Below are 16,795 nucleotides of genomic sequence, written 5' to 3'. Positions count from 1 at the left end.
CGCGATGGGTGCTAGCGGCAAGCCCCATCGCGCGCAAGCGCGCTCCCACAACGTTCCGAGCCGGTGCTGTTGTTCCGACCGCACCAATGAGAAGCGGTTTCTACAAGCCAGCGTCGCAGGTCGCGGCGCGACACGTTGCGGCGCAACGCCTGCGCCCGGCGTCTCTCCTGGGCAACCGTTGAGCGTCCCGCAAATTGTCGCTTCGCGTGCAACGCGATGTGTACCCGGCAGGGCCTAGCCCGGGTGCGTGCGGCGGCCTACGCTTTCAGCCTGGACCTGGTATCCGGCGGAGGTGGCCCATGAAGATCGTTGTCATCGGTGGGACCGGCCTGGTGGGTCGGCAAGTCGTGGACGTGCTTCGGGCGGACGGCCACGAAGCCGTCGCGGCATCGCGCGCGACCGGAGTGAACGTCGTCACGGGAGTCGGCCTGGACGGGGCGCTCGCCGGCGCTGACGTGGTCGTCGACGCCAGCAACTCGGAAGCGCCTTACGGCGAGCCCTCGTATGAGTTCTTCGCGCTGGCGGCGCGCAACCTCCTGGATGCCGAGGCTCGTGCGGGCGTCGGGCACCACGTGTCGATCTCGGTCGTCGGCAGCGACCGGCAGCGCCATAGCCCGTATTTCCGCGGCAAGGCCGCTGCCGAAGACCTGATCCGGGCCTCGGGCATCCCCTATACCATCCTGCACGCGACGCAGTTTTACGAGTTCCTGCTTGCGATCGTGGAAGCGGGTGGTGTTTCCGACCAAGCCCTGCGGCTCTCCCCGGCGTACATTCAGCCGGTTGCTTCCACCGACGTGGCGGAAGCGCTGGCGCGGATCGCCGTGAACCCGCCGCGCAACATGACACTGGAGATAGCGGGTCCTGAGCTCGAGCGCATGTCGGACATCGTGCAGCGCTTCCTCAGCGGACTGGAATCCCCCGTGGAGGTGGTCATCGACGAACGCGCGCCATACTTCGGTGCGGTCCTCGAGGAGCGCTCGCTGGTACCGTGCGAGGCGGCGCACCGTTGTCCGGTGGGGTTCGAAGCCTGGCTGCGTGAATCCGAATATGCGAAAGCGAACTGGTAAGGAGAGCAGGTGATGAAACGTATCCTCATGCAGACCACGATTCCGTTCGATGCGGATGACTGGCACATCGGGCGTTTCAGCCTGCTGCGCGACACGCTGGAAGGCATGCGCGGCGACAACGGTGAGCGCCTCTACGAGGTGACGGCCCGCGATCGTGACCCCATCGGCGCTCCGGACAGCGTGATGTCCATGCTGGACACCTCCGATTACGACCAGCTCTGGCTGTTCGCCGTCGATGTCGGTAACGGCCTGGCCCCTGAGGATTGCGAGGCCATCGGCCGTTTTCGCCAGCAGGGCAAGGGCGTGCTGGTCGCCCGCGACCACATGGATCTCGGCAGCTCGGTGTGTACGCTCGGCGGGATCGGTGCCGCGCATTTCTTCCATACGAAGCACCCGGATCCCGACCCGTCGCGCTGCCAGTGCGATGACACCATCACTACGAACATCAGTTGGCCGAACTATCACTCGGGTGCGAACGGCGATTTCCAGGAGATCACGATATCCGGCTCGCCACACCCTGTACTGCGTGACCCTTCGGCGCCGGGCGGCGTGCTCCGGTATCTCCCTTCGCATCCGCACGAAGGTGCCGTAGGCCAGCCCGAGGGTGATAGCAGCGCCCGCATCATCGCCACCGGTCGCAGCAAGGCCAGCGGCCGCGACTTCAACATCGCTGTCGCGTTCGAGCCCCGGGACGGTAACGGCCCCGCCGTGGCCGAATCCACCTTCCACCACTTCGCCGACTACAACTGGGACCCGGCGCTGGGCGCACCCAGCTTCGTCAGCGAGCCCCCAGGCAACGCGCTGGAAGGCTCACCCGAAGCCCAGCGCTCCATCCGCCTGTACGCGGAAAACATCGCCCGCTGGTTCTCCGGCTACCCCACCGGCGTGCTCTAGCCGCAACTAAACGCGCTCCCCCGGATGTTGTGGGAGCGCGCTCGCGCGCGATTGGGCCGGTCGGTTTCGAAGCCGCCCGCGGCCAGCGCGGAGTCTTGTTGCGAGTAGGCACCCGACATGGGCGCATCCGCGAGCCGTCAGCGGCGATAGGTGCTAACGTCGTACCGCCGCGCACCCAGCCTGGTAAGCGGCGGACCCATGGACGCTCTGGAACGACCGGTCGAGGCCGAGCATGCGCGCAGAACTCAAACGACTTTCCAGTACGGACGTCGATATGCAGTCATTCGTCCCTGACGACGAGGGCCTCTTTGGCTTTTGGTGTCATGCGGAGATCGGGCCCGCGAACGAAGACGGCACCGATCTTTTCCAGTTCTGCGTTTGCAGCCCTGCGTGGCTGACCTCGGAGATGAGCAGCGGCAGGTCGCCGGAACCTATGTTCGGCCGGGACCTGATTCTTATGAACGAATACGACTTCGGGAAGGTCTTCGCGCTGTTAGACCGGTACCTTGCACATTGCACCGGCGCAACCTGGGATGAAATCGCTCCGAAGATCGGGCGCGTTGGCTCCTGGGAATTCGAGGACTATCAACCCTATCGCGGCACGCCATAGCAAGAACGATGTCTGTGGGAGCGCGCTCCCACAACAGTGGTGGGTGGTCAGGCGGCTAGGGGGGTGCCGGTGGCTAGCGCGTCGAAGTAGTCGCGCGTTAGCTTCAGCTGTGTCGCGGCGTCTTCCGCGCGATTGACCACGTGCCGGAACGCTGCGTTTTCCGGGCGATCCTTCGCGTACCAGCCGAGATGCTTGCGCGCAATGCGCACGCCCATCACTTCGCCGTAGAAGGCGTAGAGATGTTCGAGGTGGCCGATGAGGATGTCGCGCACTTCCTGCGGAGTCGGTTCGGCGAGATAGCCACCGGTGGCGAGGTGGTGGGCGATCTCGCGGAAGATCCACGGGCGACCCTGCGCGCCACGGCCGACCATCACCGCATCGGCACCCGTCGCCGCGAGTACTTCACGCGCCTTGTCGGGCGTAGTGATGTCGCCATTCGCGAGCACGGGAATCGAAACGCTGGCTTTCACCGCCGCGATCGTCGCGTACTCGGCCTCGCCTTCGTATTTGTCGGCGCGGGTGCGGCCATGCACGGCCAGTGCCGCAATGCCGGCATCCTGCGCGATCTGCGCGATGGTCAACGCGTTGCGGTTGTCGCGATCCCAGCCGGTGCGGATCTTCAGCGTTACCGGAATATCCACGGCTTTCACCACGGCATCGAGGATGCGCCCGACCAGCGGTTCATCCTGCAGCAGCGCGGAGCCTGACCACACGTTGCAGACCTTCTTGGCCGGGCAACCCATATTGATATCGACGATCTGCGCGCCGTTATCCGCGTTGTAGCGGGCGGCCTCGGCGAGCATGCCCGGGTCGTAGCCTGCGATCTGCACGCTGACCGGCTCGGGCTCGCCATCGTGGTCCATGCGGCGTAGCGACTTGCGGGTGTTCCACAGGCGCGGGTCGGCGGTCGTCATCTCGGACACGGCGAGACCGGCCCCCATGCGCTTGCACAGGAGCCGGAACGGTTTGTCGGTGACGCCGGCCATGGGCGCAAGGACCACGGCGGGTGCGATGGTGTAGGGGCCGATACGCATCAGACGGCCATTTTACCCGTAGGAGCCCACCCTGTGGGCGACGCCGTTCGCGGCGAGGTCTGGGGCCTGTTGCGTTGTCGCGGAAGCTGTCGCCCACAGGGTGGGCTCCTACAAAGCACGGATTAGCGCATGGCCAGGGCCATTTTCGGAACCGCATCAACCGCGGCGGCGGCGTCGACCTGGACGAGGCCGTTGGCGGGGGCGCTGGTGCGCAGGAGGATGTCGCGGACGCTGTTGGCGTCGAGGCCGGGGGCCACCGAGAGCAGCAGGGCCACGATGCCGCTGACATGGGCCGTGGCCATGGACGAGCCGGAGGTGAAGTCGTACCCGCCGCCTGGCTGGGTGGTGAGGATGTCGTTGCCGGGCGCGCTCACGACGCCCTGCGGCGCGGGGCCGTTGGCCGTGGTGCGGACGACGATCACGCCGGGTGAGCTATCGGGGAAACCACGCGGTACGCCATCCGGTGGCAGCGCGGCGACGACAATGCGGCCCTGCGACAGCAACTGCTGCAGCAGCTTGCCGAGCAACGGGTCGGCGGGCCCGCCGAGGCTCAGGTTGACGATGCGCGCGTCGGTATCGTTCACCGCCGCAAGCGCCTTCGCCAGGGTGAACGAATTGCAGCGCGCGCCGCTGTTCGGATCCGCGTACCAGCAAGCCTTGTACACGCTGACCCGGGCCTTCGGCGCCATGCCGACCATGCCCTGCCTGTTGTTACCGACGGCGGCGATGATGCCGGCGACTTCGGTACCGTGGCGGTCACTCGCGAACGCTTTGTCGTTATCCGAGACCTCGTCACGCACGCTGGCCAGGTGGCCTTTCAGGTCCGGGTGCGAGGTATCCACGCCCGTGTCGACCACCGCGACCTGTACGCCATCACCCTGGGTGACGACGTGCGCTTCCGCGGCGTGGGTTTCGACAAAACCACGCTGCAGGTCGGTGTAAGGGTCGTTGTAATGCTCTTCATCCTGGCTCGAATACACCGCGTATTCCTGCAGCGGCTGCGCCAGTTCGACCCGCTGGTCGCGGGTCAGTGTCGCAATGAGCGCATCGCGGTCCATGCCCGCGGGCGGACGCAGCACGATGCAGTAGACACCCAGCGCACGGATGGGCCAGCCACCCACTTCGTTCCAGCCGTACTGGCGGCGCAGGTCGGCGAGCAGGGAGCGCGCGCGCTGGCCCGCCCCGTAGTTCGGTGCAGGGGCATAACCCAGCAGGCTGGAACCGGCATGGGTCGCGGCGGGTTCCAGCGGGTTGGCCACGGCCAGCACGATATCCCGTGAGCTATCCATGCCCGCGGCCACGCTGTCGCTCGCGTGCTCCGGCGCGGGCGTGGTCAGCGCGGCGCCCGACGGGCGCGTGCTGGCGCAGCCGCCGAGCGTGGCGGCCGCGAGCGACAACAGGAGCAGGGCTTTCTTCATGGCGTCCCGGTGACCGGTTCCGCGAAGCGGATGCCGGGCGTGCCGCGCAGGCGGTCCGACGCATCCTTCGCGGTGACCGACGCGTCATCGGGGAGAACGGTGTAGGCACCCACGCCGTTCGGTCCGCCCACCACGCGCAGGTGCTGCGCCTGGAGCAGGGCATTCCATGCCGACATGTTCATGCTCTTGTCCGGCACCACGTGGATCGCGCCGCGCGGCACGGCCGGCGCGTCATTGCTGAGCGTGCGGTAGGTCGCAGGGGCGCGTGCATCCGGCGTCGACCAGAGCTTCAGGCCGAGGGCGCCCAGGCCCACGGCCTGCAGGACGACCGCCGCGGCCAGGCTGCGTAGCAACCAGCCATGGCCGGCCGCGCGCGGGGCAGGCACCGCCTGCTGCGGATCATCGGCGTCGAGGCGGGCGAACAGGCGTTGCAGGCCCTGCTCGGGATCCAGCTTCACATCGGAGGGCAACTGCACCGCTCGGGCGAGCTTGCGCTGCTGCTCGAACTCGGCGCGGCAATCGTCGCAGGTGGCCAGGTGGCTATCGAGCCAGGCCTCCTGTTCGCGGCTGGCCGTGGCCTGGAGGATCCAGGGCATGGCTTCCCAGGCGCGGGCACAATCCCTGCCGGCTGGGGTGGGGCGGGTCATGGCAGTTTCTCCTTGGACGTGGCCGCTTCGCCGGCCAGGCCCGGTAGTACGTTGCGCAGCTTCACGCGCGCATGGAAAAGGCGCGCCTTCACGGTGCCGACGGGGCATTGCATGATCGCCGCCACGTCGTCCAGCGAGTGCCCGATGCCGTAGACCAGTTCCACGACCACGCGCTGGTCGGCGGAGAGGCGCTCCATGCCCCGCCCCAGCCAGTCGCGCAGTTCGCGGTCGTCGCCGGGATCGTGCGAGGGAATACGATCCTCGGGAACGCTGTCTTCGTCCACCGGCTCGCTGCCATGTTGGCGCAGGGACTTCAGGCCACAACGGTAGGCGATGCCCATGATCCAGGTGGAGACGCGCGATTCGCCCTGGAAGCTGGCGGCCTTCTGCCAGACGATCCAGAAGCAGTCGTTGATGACTTCCTCGATGATGTCCGAGCGGCGGGTCAGCCGGGCGAGGAAACGGGTCAGCCGGCCATGGTAGGCGCGGTACATCACCGTCAGCGCGGCTCGGTCGCCCGCGGACATCCGCTGCAGGAGCAGTCGGTCATTGGCGTCGGTATCGGCCTGGGTCATGGCGTCGTTTTACGTTGGGGTGCCTGGACCGTAAGTGCGCTCGAAGGGGCCGATGGTTGCCGTGGCATCAGAAGGTGCGTGCCACCGTGGCGGTCCAGGGGGAAACCGGCCGTTCCCCGCGGTTGCGTTCCCGGTTGGTGAACACGTGGATCAGCTCCACCCGCCAGGCCCCGTTCTGCCAGACCAGCCCGCCATGGCCGTAACTGTAGCGGTCGGGTCGCTCAGGATAGTACCGGCTCAGCGGGGCGAGATACTGGGCGATGCCGATGCCGCCGGTGGCCGAGACATGCCAGCCCAGTGGCCAGCGCAAGCCCACGTCAGCCGCCCCGCGCAGGCCACCGCCGCGGTGGGTGAGCTTGATCGCTGAGACGCCGGCGGTGAGGACATCGCGCCAGATCACGCTGGCGCCGAGCTCGGTCCGGTCATAGGTGCGGACGCCGCTTCCACCGCCCGGGTAGCGGTAATCCAGCAGGCCCGCCTGGATCTGCCAGTCATCGGACAAGGACCACGATTTGGCGACCTGGGCGAGCGTCTCCGCCACCCGGCCCGGGTCGCGGGTCTGGTAACTCGCGGAGACGCCGAGCGACCAGCCGTCGCGCGATACCCAGTTCACCGCCCCCTGGACGATCGGAGCGGGCGGGGTGACCGCCACGCCGCGATCCACCAGCTGCGAGCTGACCGCCACGGTGGCGCCCCAGTCACCGGCGTGGGCCGGCAGGGTGCCTGCGGCGGCGAGGGCCACGGCCACGGCCAGCCGGCGCCGCGCTACAAACGCGTCGCGGCGGGCAGGGGCCTTGCCTGGCTCGCAGGTGGTCAGGTGGTCCGGCATCGCGTCATCTTGCGCATCGCACGCCTTCGCGTCCGCGCCGCGCCGTTCCTTCCTTAGTGAAGCGTGGCCAGGTAAGACAACAGATCGTCAAGGTCCTTCGCGTTGTCGAGGCCATCGTATTTCATCTTGGTGCCGGGATTCGCCTGTTTGGCGGGCTGCGAGAGGTACGTGTGCAACTGGTCCGGGGTCCAGGTCCAGCCGATGTTCTTCAGCGCGTCGGAATAGTTGTAGTCAGGCAGGCTGCCCGACTTGCGGCCGACGATGCCAAACAGGCTGGGGCCCTTCTTGTTCCGGCCCTGCGCCACGCTGTGGCATTCGGCACATTCGGACTTGAAGACATCCTGGCCGGCCTTGGCATCACCTGCGCTGGCCGGCAGGGGAGCCAGCAGCCAAGCCACGAAGAGGCCCGCGGCGGCGAACCGCGCGGGCAGGGTGGGGAGGTGTGGGGAAGTCACGCGTTACCGTTCCTGTGTGGTCAGAAGGCGATGCTCGCGGAGAGCGTGAAGGCGTTCAGGTCGGAGGCGTCGATGCCGCGGACGCCGGGCGGCGCGCCGAACACGTTGGAACCGCGCCCGTTGAAGCGGGTCACCCGGAACCACGTGGCGGCGAGTTTCAGGTTGCCCTTGGTGATCCAGCTGTCGTCCTTGCCGAACGGCGCCCAGGCGAGGGTGAACAGGTTGATCGTGCTGTCCGGGTTGCCGAAGGGCGGGTAACGCACATCGTTGCCGCTGCCCGTGCTCTTCAGCTGCGATACCTGGATGCTGTAGGTCTGTTTGAACGTGTAGGTGACCGAACCGACCTGGTCGCGCGCGGAGCCACGATCGGAGGTGAGCGTGCCGGGCACCAGCGGGTTCGCCAGCGGTTCGCCGTACTTGCGACGCTCGTAGATGTTCACGTAGCTCGCCTGCACGATGTGCTCGCGGTTGCCGAGGTACTGGTAGGTGAGGTCGTAGCCGAAGTCGTTGATGTTGTCCTTCGACGCACCACGCGGCAGCTCGCGCTTCGTGGTCAGTGCCACCACGCCCGCGGAGAAGAACTGGCTGCGCATGTCCTTCATGTATGCGAAGCGGAAATAGCCGGTGCCGCTGAGCTTGCCGGGGTCACCACCCACGTTGTAGCCAAGGTCGTCCTGCGTGTTCCGCTGCAGCGAGCGGTAAGTGCCGGCTTCGGCGTACCAGTTCTTGTCATACAGCGCATAGACGCTGGCACCGATGACGCGGTTGGTCAGCGTGTTCGGCGCGCCCGGGTTCAGCAGGGTGCCGGTGACACCGCCCGGGGCAAGGAAGGAGGCATTGGGCAGCGCGCCGATCGGGTCCTGGAAGCCGGGGCTGTTGTTCACGGTCACGCCGACCAGGGTGTCCTTGCCGCCGATCTTCAGTTCCTTCGCGACATAGCGGATATCGATATTGCTCAGCCGCGTGTTGTAGGTGTCATGGCCGGTATGGTCGGCCTCGACCTTCACGTATCCGCCTACGTTCTCGGTCAGGCGGCCGGCGAGGTACAGGTCACCCTGGGAGAGGGTCGTATCGCTCGGGCCGGTCGTCGGGTTCACGTAGGACTCGGTGAGCTGCGCGGCCACGGGGATCTTCGTGCCCTGGCCATCGGTGTCGGTATAGCCGTTCATCTTGAAGCGCATGCCGTAGGGCGTGAGCGCCGGGCCGTAGGCGCCTGCGTGGCAGTCCGCGCACGAGGAACCGGTCTGCCGCGCGTACGCAGGGATGGCGTGCGCCGTGTGGCTCACGAGCGAGAGCACGAGCGCGAGCGCTGCCCACCACCCGGCGTGGCCGGTGGCGCGCGGTCGACGTCGGAACGATAGCGGTGGCATGGGATGGAGCTCCTTGTAGTCAGGGGATGTGGCGGGCGCTCAGGCGCCCTTGCGCGGCCACATCCGGTGCAGCAGGCCGTCACGGCGGCCGAAGTGATGGAAAAGGGCCGCCCCGATGTGCAGGCAGACCAGCGCGAGCAACGCCCACGCCGCATCGATGTGCAGCGCCTGGAGGCGATCGGCGAGGTCGTCGTCGGGGGCGACCAGCCGCGGAAGGGTGAGCCCGAAGAAATGCACGTCCTGGTCGCCCGCGCTGCACATGGCCCAGCCGAGCAGCGGCATCGCGAGGAGAAGCAGGTAAAGGGCGATATGCGTGGCGCCCGCGGCCAGGTGCATGACCCGTGGCATGGGAATCGGTGGCAGGCGTGACGCCCTGGCGCGCAGCACGACGCGCACCGCGAAAAGCACGAGCACGATCAGGCCGAAATGGCGGTGCCCCTCGAGCAGCCACAGGCGCAGGGCACGGCCGGAGACTTCATCGCGCAGCAGGATCAGGGTGGCGGCGCAGACGACGCACACCACCGTGAGCCAGTGCAGCACCCGCAAGGGGCGCGGCCATGCCACCGGACGATCGTCTTGGGTATTCCAGGCCATGCAGGGCGTTCCCCAGGGCGCCCGACAGCCGGGCGACGCATGGCCATGAGTGCTCCGTGCAACACCGAAAGGTTGCGCGTCCCGGGCTGCAACCTTTTCGCCATGTGTCCCGCACTCATCCACGACCACCGCGGCACGCCGGGATTCGCCATGGATATAGCTCGCATACCCTTCCAGATCCACGGCGACAGCCGCGGCATGCTCGTGGCGCTCGAAGGCATGCGCGACGTGCCTTTCGATATCCGCCGCGTCTATTACATCTTCGCCACCCGTGACGAGGTGCGCCGGGGGCAGCACGCCCACCGGACGCTGACCCAGCTTGCGATCGCGGTGCGTGGCTCCGTCACCTTCCTGCTGGACGACGGCACCGGGCCTGCCGAGGTCACCCTGGACGATCCGGCAAGCGGCGTGCTCATCGGCCCCATGGTGTGGCGCGAGCTGCACCACTTCAGCGAAGACTGCGTCGTGATGGTGCTGGCCGACCAGCTGTACGACCCGACCGATTACATCGCGGATTACGAGCAGTTCCTCAGCGAAGCCCACGCCACGGCGTTTCCGGGAGTGGCGGCCGCATGGCCCGGCCGCTAGTCCTGGTCGGTGCGGGCGAGTTCGCGCTGCTCGCCCGCGAATACTTCACCCACGATGCCGGCCGCGACATCGTGGCGTTCGCCGTCGAGCGCGCGTGGATGGCGCAGGCGGAAATCGATGGCACGCCGGTAGTCGCCTACGAAGATATCGAGGCGATCTACCCACCCGATGAGGTCGAGGTCTTCGTCGCCATCCCCGCCAGCGGCCTCAACCGCCTGCGCACGCGCTTCTATCGTGACCTGAAAGCGCGTGGCTACCGCTTTGCGCGGTACATCAGTTCGCGCGCGTTCGTCTGGCGCAACGCGACCGTCGGGGAAAACTGCTTCATCTTCGAGAACAACGTGGTGCAGCCGTTCGTCAGCATCGGCGACAACTGCATCCTCTGGAGCGGGAACCACATCGGACATCGCACCGTGATACGCGACCACGTGTTCATGGCGTCGCATGCCGTGGTGTCGGGATATTGCGAGATCGGCGAGAGCAGCTTCATCGGCGTGAACAGCACGTTCAACGACAAGGTACGCGTCGCCGCCGACAACATCATCGGATCGGGTGCGCTCGTCGTACGCGATACGGAACCCGGGCTGGTCTACGTGGGCTCGCCGGCGAAGGCACTGCCGGGCAAGCGCAGCCTGGACGTGGCGCTTTGAGGGCGCGCGCATGACCGCCTGGACCAAGCGCGGCCTGGTGTTCGATACCCTGCGCCAGGGCGTGGGTGGCTGGATGCGCCACTCGGCGCTTACGCCGACGCCCTGGCGCAAGGACCGCGACACGATCCGCGTGTACGCGAGCTTCCGCGATGGCGAAGGCATGGGCCGGATCGGCTACGTGGACCTGCGCGCCCGCGACCCGGGCCATGTGCTGGGCGTGAGTGACATCCCCGTGCTCGATGTCGGCCGGGGTGGCTGCTTCGACGACAACGGCATGATCCTGGGCGACCTGGTCGATGCGCCGGGGGGCATGCATCTCTTCTACGTGGGCTTCCAGCGCGTGGCGCGTGCGAAGTTCCTCGCATTTACCGGGCTGGCGCTTTCAACCGATGGTGGGGAAAGCTTCACCCGCACGCAGGAGACGCCGGTCCTCGACCGCGCGCCGGGCCGCAGCACGATCGCCGCGATCCATTCCGCTATGTACGAAGGTGGACGCTGGCGCCTTTGGTACGCCGCTGGAGACGACTGGGAGACGATCGGCGACCAGGCGTATCCGCGCTACCACATCCGCTACATGGAAACCGATGCGCCGGGCCAGCCGCCCACGCGCGACGAACCCTGCCTGCTGCCGCACGGCAGCGAGTACCGGATCGGCCGGCCGCGCGTCTACCGCCGCGGGGACGGCTACATCATGTACTTCACGCGCGGCGATACGCAGGGCGGCTATTTCCCGGGCTGCGCCATCAGCACCGACGGCATCCATTGGGACCGGCACGACGAGCTGTTCGGCCTCGCCCTTTCCGAGCACGGCTGGGACTCGCGGACGATCTGCTATCCGGCGCTGCTGGAGCAGGACGACCGCACGCTCATGTTCTACAACGGCAATGACATGGGCGTGGATGGCTTCGGCCTGGCGGAGGCACGCCATGCTGACCGTTAGGCCCTACACGCCCGCCGACGAGGCGCGCTGGGACGCCGTGGTGGCGCAATCGCGCAACGGCACGTTCCTGCACCGGCGGCCGTACATGGATTACCACGCCGAGCGTTTCATCGATGCGTCGCTGCTGGTCGAGGACCGCGGCGAACCCGTGGCGGTGCTGCCCGCGAACCGCGACGGCGACACGGTCATGAGCCACGCGGGGCTGACCTACGGCGGCCTCGTTGCGCTGCGGAGCCTGCGTGCCGAGGGCACCGTGGCCGCGTTCGAGTCCATCGGCGAGGCTTACCGGCGCGCGGGCGTGCGTCGCTTCGTCTACAAGCCGGTACCGCATGTTTTCCACACCACCGCGGCGGAAGAGGATCTCTACGCGCTGCACCGGCTAGGCGCGACGCTGGTCCGCCGCGACCTGTCATCGGTGCTGGCGCCGATTGACCGTCCCAGCATGAACACGATGCGGCGCCGTGCGATCGCGCGGGCCCGCGCGGCGGGCGTGGTGATCGGCACGGGCGCGGACCTGTCGCCGTTCCATGCTCTGCTCACCGAGGTCCTGCTACGCCACGACGCCGTCCCCGTGCACAGCGTCGCGGAGCTTGAGCTGCTGCGCTCACGCTTTCCCGACGGCATCGCCCTGCACGAAGCCCGCCGCGGCGACGAACTGCTCGCTGGTGTCCTCATTTATGACTTCGGCCACACCGTGCACACGCAGTACCTCGCCGCCTCGGAGGAGGGGCGCGACTGCGGGGCGCTGAGCCTGTTGCTGGCGGAACTGGTCGGCGGTGTCTACGCGACGCGGCAGCGCTTCAGCTTCGGCATCTCCACGGAGGATGAGGGGCGGGTGCTCAACGCGGGCCTGGTCGCACAGAAAGAATCCTTTGGCGCACGCGCCGTCGTGCACGACCGCTACGAGTGGGTGTTGTGATGGACGTGCCTTTCCTCAGCCTTCGCGATGTGAACGCGCGGCACGCCGATGAACTGAAGGCGGCAGTGGCGCGAGTCATCGACGCGGGCTGGTACATCCTTGGCGACGAGCTCGCCGCCTTCGAGGATGAGTTCGCCGCGTATTGCGGCGTGCGGCATGCGGTCGGCACGGGGAACGGGCTGGATGCACTCTCCCTGGTGTTGCGCGCGTGGCGCGAGATGGGCGAACTGGTCGATGGCGATGAAGTCATCGTGCCTGCGAATACGTTTATCGCCAGCTTCCTCGCGATCAGCGAGAACGGGTTGCGGCCCGTGCCGGTCGAACCCGACCCGGTGACGTTCAATATCGATCCCGCGCGGATCGAATCCGCCATCGGTCCCCGCACGCGGGTCATCATGCCCGTGCACCTGTACGGCCAGCTGGCCGACATGGGGGCGATCGCCGAGATCGCCGGCCGGCGCGGGCTGCTGATCCTGGAAGACGCCGCGCAGGCGCATGGCGCACGCCTCGGCGGAACGCGCGCGGGTGCCTTTGGCCACGCGGCGGGGTTCAGCTTCTTCCCGGCCAAGAACCTGGGTGCGCTGGGTGATGGCGGCGCGGTCGTGACCGACGATGACCAGCTCGCCACGTACGTGGCGGCCTTGCGCAACTACGGCTCCGAGGTGAAGTACGACCACCCGATGCGCGGCATCAACTCGCGGCTCGATGAAATCCAGGCCGCCATGCTGCGGGTGAAGCTTCGCTACCTCGATGCGGATACGGCACGTCGCCGCGCCATCGCCAGCGCGTACCGCGAGGGCATCCGGCATCCGGGCATCGTGCTGCCGTCCGCGGCGAATGAAAGCGCCCATGCCTGGCACCTGTTCGTGGTGCGTTCCCGCTGGCGCGACGCGCTTCAACAGCACCTTGGGACGATGGGTGTGCAGACGCAGGTGCACTACCCGGTGCCACCGCATCGGCAGCATGCCTACGCGGAGCTCGCGGGCATGGCGTTGCCGGTGACGGAGCAACTCCACGAAGAGGTCCTGAGCCTGCCGATCAGCCCGGTGCTGACCGACGCCCAGGTCGCCCATGTCATCGCGGCCTGCAGCGCCTGCGCGGAGGCGGCGTGAACATCGTACGGGCCGGCGCCTGGTCGGCACTGGGCACCGCGGCCCGGCTCGGTGCCGCGCTGGTGCTGGTGAAGCTGGTGGCGTGGCTGGCCGGCCCGGCCGGCGTCGGTCGACTCGGACAGTTCATGAGCCTCATGTCCCTGCTCGCGGTGCTGGCCGGCGGCGGCATCAGCGCGGGCGTGGTCAAGTACGTCGCGGAGTACCGCGACGATCCCGAACGGCTTTCGCGCCTGCTCTCGTCGGCCCTTGGCTACGCCATGGCCGCCTCGTGCACCATGGCGTGCGCCGCGCTGCTGTTCGCGCGGCCGCTCGCTGCATGGCTTCTCGGCGACCCGTCGTACGACAGCCTCGTTCGCGTGCTCGCCGTGGCCCAGCTGGGCATCGCACTCGTCAATTACGTGCTGGCCGTGATCAACGGTTTCATGGATGTGCGCCGGCTGGCACTGGTCCAGGTGCTGGGTTCGCTGCTTAGCGTGGCGTTGGCGCTGTGCCTCGCGCGCTGGTTCGCACTGTACGGCGCACTGCTCGCGGTGGTGCTGGGCCAGCTGTTCTGGCTGCTCGTGGGGCTGCCGGCGTGGTGGCGAAGCCCTTACTTCCAGCGCGGCATGCTGAGCATGCGCTTCGATCCCGAGATGACCCGGCGGCTGGCGGCGTTCTCCCTGATGAGCCTGTCGTCGGCCCTGTTGCCCCCGCTGGTGAACATCGCCGTGCGCGACCACCTCGCCGGTGCGTTCGGCTGGGAGCAGGTCGGCTACTGGCAGGCGGTGACGCGCGTGTCGGATGCGTACCTGCTGTTCTTCACGACGGCGATCAACATCTACTACCTGCCGAAGCTCGCCTCGATCCGCGAGCGTGATGCGCTGGCCGCCGAGTTGCAGGCGGCGGCGCGCGTGTTGCTTCCGGCGGTCGCGGCCAGCGCCCTGGTCATCTACGCGTTGCGCGACTGGGTGACCCGGCTGCTCTTCAGCACGGATTTCGGTCCCGCCAACGATCTCTATGCGGCGCAGCTCGCGGGCGACGTCGTGAAGATCGCGGCCTTCATCCTGTCGTATCTCATGCTGGCGAAGGCGATGACACGGTTGTTCGTGATCTCCGAGTGCGTGTTCGCCGTGAGCTACCTGGTGCTGGTGTATGTCTGCACGGCCCGTTTCGGCTTGCCCGGTGCCATGTTCGCGTTCGCGCTGAATTACCTGGCCTACCTGGCCTTCAACCTCGTCGTGGTACGCCGCTACCTGGGGAGGTTGCCGGCATGAGCAGCCTGCCACTCGTCTCCATCCTCATCCCCGCCTACAACCACGAGGATTTCGTGGAGCGCTGCCTGGATAGCGTCCTCGAGGATGCCTACCCGGCCAAGGAGATCGTCATCATCGATGACGGCTCGACCGACAAGACCAGTGAACGGATCCAGGCCTGGATCGACCGGCACGGCCACGAGGTGTCGATCGAGTTCACCCAACGCGCGAACAAGGGCATCACCGCGACGCTGAACGAGCTGGCCGCGCGCGCGCACGGTGAGTTCTTCCGCCTGGGTGCAAGCGATGACTACCTGCTGCCGGGCGGCTTGCTCGCGCAGGTGGAGTACCTTTTGCGCCATGCGCGCAAGGGCGCCGTCATCGGCGATTCCGTCGTCGTCGACCGCGATGGTCAGTGCCTGCACGCCAGTGGCATGGCCGACCTGCACGGAGCGGACAAGCGACTCTACGCGACCGACCAGGGCATCCGGCGCGCCGTCATCACCCGCTGGGCCGTCGGCGGGCCGGTGGCACTCCTGCGGCGTAGCGCGCTCGAGACGGTCGCGCGCTGGACCGAAGGCCTGCGCATCGATGACTGGGATCTTTTCCTGCGCCTGGCGGCGAACGATGCGCTCGGCTTTATCGATGTGCCGGTATGCGCGTACCGCCTGCACGGCGCGAACCTCAGCAAGACGCGGCACCGCGCCACCCGCATCGTGAACCTCGAGGAGTCGCGCCAGGTGGCGATCCGCCGGCTCTGCCTGTTTGACGAGCCTTGTCGGACGCTGCTGCGCGCGCAGGTGCATTACATCGGCGCGAAGGTCGCGTTCCTCCAGGGCAAGCCGGGCACGCTGGCGCTGCGGCTGGGCTGTTATGCGCTGTTGCGCTGCTGGGCCGCCCTGCGCCCCGCGGCGGCGCATCCGCACCCGGAGGAAGCATGAGGGCGCTCCTGCGCATGCCATCCACGTATATCGCCTGGCCACTGCTGCTGGCCTGTGTCGTGACGTCCATGCTGTTCAACCTGCCCGATGGTTACCTGCCGGGCCTGCTCCTGCTGATGCTCGGTGCGGCCCTGATCATCGCGGCCGACTTCATCGGCCATGACCGCCTTCCCGCATGGCAGGCGCTGCGGGAGCGCGACTACGCCCACACCCGCGATGGCTTCCTCGGCCTGGCCTTCGCCGGCGGCGTGCTGTTGTTCTGCGCGCTGGACCTCGCGTTGTTCCCGGTCGCGCTCATCCACGATCCCTCCACGTACGCGACGATGGAGGGCGGGCATGAGCATATCCGCCGCATCTCCGACCTGTGCTGGACCTTGCCCGTGATCGGCGTGCTGTGCACGCACCACCGGCCATTGCGCTATGCGCTGATCACGGCAGGACTGCTCTTTCCCGTGCTGGTGGTCGATCGCAACCGCATCTTTGCCGGCGTGACCGCGCTCGCCCTGGTCACCGTGTTCCGCCGCGACCCGGCGCGGCCCTTGCCCTGGCGCGCGATCACCGTGCTGGCGATCGTGGGCGCCGCGGCGTTCTCGTTGTTGGGCATGTTGCGCTCCGGGTCCGTGGCCGGCGTGGCGCTGCCGTTCGGCGACTTCTACAAGGCCATGCCCTCGGGCATCCAGTGGCTGCTGCTTTACGTGAGTGCCGGCCCCTACAACTTCGCATCGCTACTGGCGAAGGGCTACCACAACACCAGTTTCCTGACGAACCAGCTGGTGCCGTTGCAGGGCTCGATCGCGACGGCGGGCACCGACATCCCGCTGGATGCCTCGAACGTCAACGTCGGCACCGAGTTCCTGCCGTTCCTGCTCGCATGGGGCCCACTCGGCGCGTTTGCCGCGCTGGTGACGCTGTACCTGCTG

Annotated in this window: 19 protein-coding genes; 11 read left to right on the top strand and 8 right to left on the bottom strand. The window is 67.5% G+C overall.

The window, feature by feature from the left end; translation table 11 throughout:
- The first annotated feature begins 299 nt into the window (after positions 1–299).
- The 3 genes from ACTHLF_RS03020 (at position 300) to ACTHLF_RS03010 (ending at position 2,571) form a co-directional block, all read left to right on the top strand.
- Complete coding sequence (locus ACTHLF_RS03020; protein WP_440324745.1) at positions 300–1,067, top strand: SDR family oxidoreductase; 768 nt, start codon at positions 300–302, stop codon at positions 1,065–1,067.
- A gap of 12 nt (positions 1,068–1,079) precedes the next feature.
- Positions 1,080–1,961 (top strand): hypothetical protein, encoded by an 882-nt coding sequence (locus ACTHLF_RS03015; RefSeq protein ID WP_440324743.1) that lies wholly within the window; start codon positions 1,080–1,082, stop codon positions 1,959–1,961.
- Positions 1,962–2,193: 232 nt separating this feature from the next.
- Positions 2,194–2,571, top strand: coding sequence for an immunity 8 family protein (locus ACTHLF_RS03010; protein WP_440324741.1), 378 nt, complete (start codon positions 2,194–2,196; stop codon positions 2,569–2,571).
- A gap of 47 nt (positions 2,572–2,618) precedes the next feature.
- Here ACTHLF_RS03010 and dusB read toward each other — a convergent pair whose 3' ends face one another.
- The 8 genes from dusB to ACTHLF_RS02970 all read right to left on the bottom strand — a co-directional run bounded on the left by dusB (position 2,619) and on the right by ACTHLF_RS02970 (position 9,493).
- On the bottom strand, positions 2,619–3,605 hold the full coding sequence (gene dusB / locus ACTHLF_RS03005; RefSeq protein ID WP_440324739.1) for a tRNA dihydrouridine synthase DusB: 987 nt from the start codon (positions 3,603–3,605) through the stop codon (positions 2,619–2,621).
- Positions 3,606–3,727: 122 nt separating this feature from the next.
- The gene (locus ACTHLF_RS03000; RefSeq protein WP_440324737.1) at positions 3,728–5,023 is read right to left on the bottom strand and encodes a S8 family serine peptidase; all 1,296 of its coding nucleotides are present in this window, start codon (positions 5,021–5,023) and stop codon (positions 3,728–3,730) included.
- Positions 5,020–5,670: a zf-HC2 domain-containing protein gene (locus ACTHLF_RS02995; protein WP_440324735.1), complete on the bottom strand. Its 651-nt coding sequence runs from the start codon at positions 5,668–5,670 to the stop codon at positions 5,020–5,022. The genes ACTHLF_RS03000 and ACTHLF_RS02995 overlap by 4 nt, the downstream gene beginning before the upstream one ends.
- Positions 5,667–6,245: an RNA polymerase sigma factor gene (locus ACTHLF_RS02990; RefSeq protein ID WP_440324733.1), complete on the bottom strand. Its 579-nt coding sequence runs from the start codon at positions 6,243–6,245 to the stop codon at positions 5,667–5,669. The genes ACTHLF_RS02995 and ACTHLF_RS02990 overlap by 4 nt, the downstream gene beginning before the upstream one ends.
- A gap of 67 nt (positions 6,246–6,312) precedes the next feature.
- A complete protein-coding gene (locus tag ACTHLF_RS02985; protein WP_440324731.1) occupies positions 6,313–7,074 on the bottom strand; it encodes a hypothetical protein in 762 nt (253 codons plus the stop codon).
- A gap of 53 nt (positions 7,075–7,127) precedes the next feature.
- The gene (locus ACTHLF_RS02980) at positions 7,128–7,505 is read right to left on the bottom strand and encodes a c-type cytochrome (RefSeq protein ID WP_440324747.1); all 378 of its coding nucleotides are present in this window, start codon (positions 7,503–7,505) and stop codon (positions 7,128–7,130) included.
- Positions 7,506–7,549: 44 nt separating this feature from the next.
- Positions 7,550–8,899 (bottom strand): cytochrome C, encoded by a 1,350-nt coding sequence (locus ACTHLF_RS02975; RefSeq protein WP_440324729.1) that lies wholly within the window; start codon positions 8,897–8,899, stop codon positions 7,550–7,552.
- Positions 8,900–8,938: 39 nt separating this feature from the next.
- Positions 8,939–9,493, bottom strand: a complete 555-nt coding sequence (locus ACTHLF_RS02970) for a cytochrome b (RefSeq protein ID WP_440324727.1) — start codon at positions 9,491–9,493, stop codon at positions 8,939–8,941.
- 150 nt (positions 9,494–9,643) lie between these two features.
- On the opposite strand from ACTHLF_RS02970, the gene ACTHLF_RS02965 reads away from it, so the two are divergent.
- From ACTHLF_RS02965 to ACTHLF_RS02930, 8 genes are all read left to right on the top strand, one after another.
- Entirely contained in the window at positions 9,644–10,081 is a 438-nt protein-coding gene (locus ACTHLF_RS02965) for a sugar 3,4-ketoisomerase (RefSeq protein ID WP_440324725.1), read from the top strand.
- Entirely contained in the window at positions 10,066–10,731 is a 666-nt protein-coding gene (locus ACTHLF_RS02960) for an acetyltransferase (protein WP_440324723.1), read from the top strand. The genes ACTHLF_RS02965 and ACTHLF_RS02960 overlap by 16 nt, the downstream gene beginning before the upstream one ends.
- A gap of 10 nt (positions 10,732–10,741) precedes the next feature.
- The gene (locus ACTHLF_RS02955; RefSeq protein WP_440324722.1) at positions 10,742–11,671 is read left to right on the top strand and encodes a hypothetical protein; all 930 of its coding nucleotides are present in this window, start codon (positions 10,742–10,744) and stop codon (positions 11,669–11,671) included.
- A complete protein-coding gene (locus ACTHLF_RS02950) occupies positions 11,658–12,590 on the top strand; it encodes a GNAT family N-acetyltransferase (RefSeq protein WP_440324720.1) in 933 nt (310 codons plus the stop codon). Before ACTHLF_RS02955 ends, ACTHLF_RS02950 begins: the two co-directional genes overlap by 14 nt.
- Positions 12,590–13,702: a DegT/DnrJ/EryC1/StrS family aminotransferase gene (locus ACTHLF_RS02945; protein ID WP_440324718.1), complete on the top strand. Its 1,113-nt coding sequence runs from the start codon at positions 12,590–12,592 to the stop codon at positions 13,700–13,702. Before ACTHLF_RS02950 ends, ACTHLF_RS02945 begins: the two co-directional genes overlap by 1 nt.
- Positions 13,699–14,955: an O-antigen translocase gene (locus ACTHLF_RS02940; RefSeq protein WP_440324716.1), complete on the top strand. Its 1,257-nt coding sequence runs from the start codon at positions 13,699–13,701 to the stop codon at positions 14,953–14,955. Before ACTHLF_RS02945 ends, ACTHLF_RS02940 begins: the two co-directional genes overlap by 4 nt.
- The gene (locus ACTHLF_RS02935) at positions 14,952–15,875 is read left to right on the top strand and encodes a glycosyltransferase (protein ID WP_440324714.1); all 924 of its coding nucleotides are present in this window, start codon (positions 14,952–14,954) and stop codon (positions 15,873–15,875) included. The genes ACTHLF_RS02940 and ACTHLF_RS02935 overlap by 4 nt, the downstream gene beginning before the upstream one ends.
- Positions 15,872–16,795: hypothetical protein (locus ACTHLF_RS02930; protein WP_440324712.1), on the top strand; the 924-nt coding region annotated here is incomplete at its 3' end. The genes ACTHLF_RS02935 and ACTHLF_RS02930, both read left to right, overlap by 4 nt.

Source organism: Luteibacter sp., assembly GCF_051958795.1.
Classification (GTDB): Bacteria; Pseudomonadota; Gammaproteobacteria; order Xanthomonadales; family Rhodanobacteraceae; genus Luteibacter.
The sequence above is the reverse complement of the archived record's forward strand: the minus strand, read 5'-3'. Positions and strand labels throughout refer to the sequence as shown.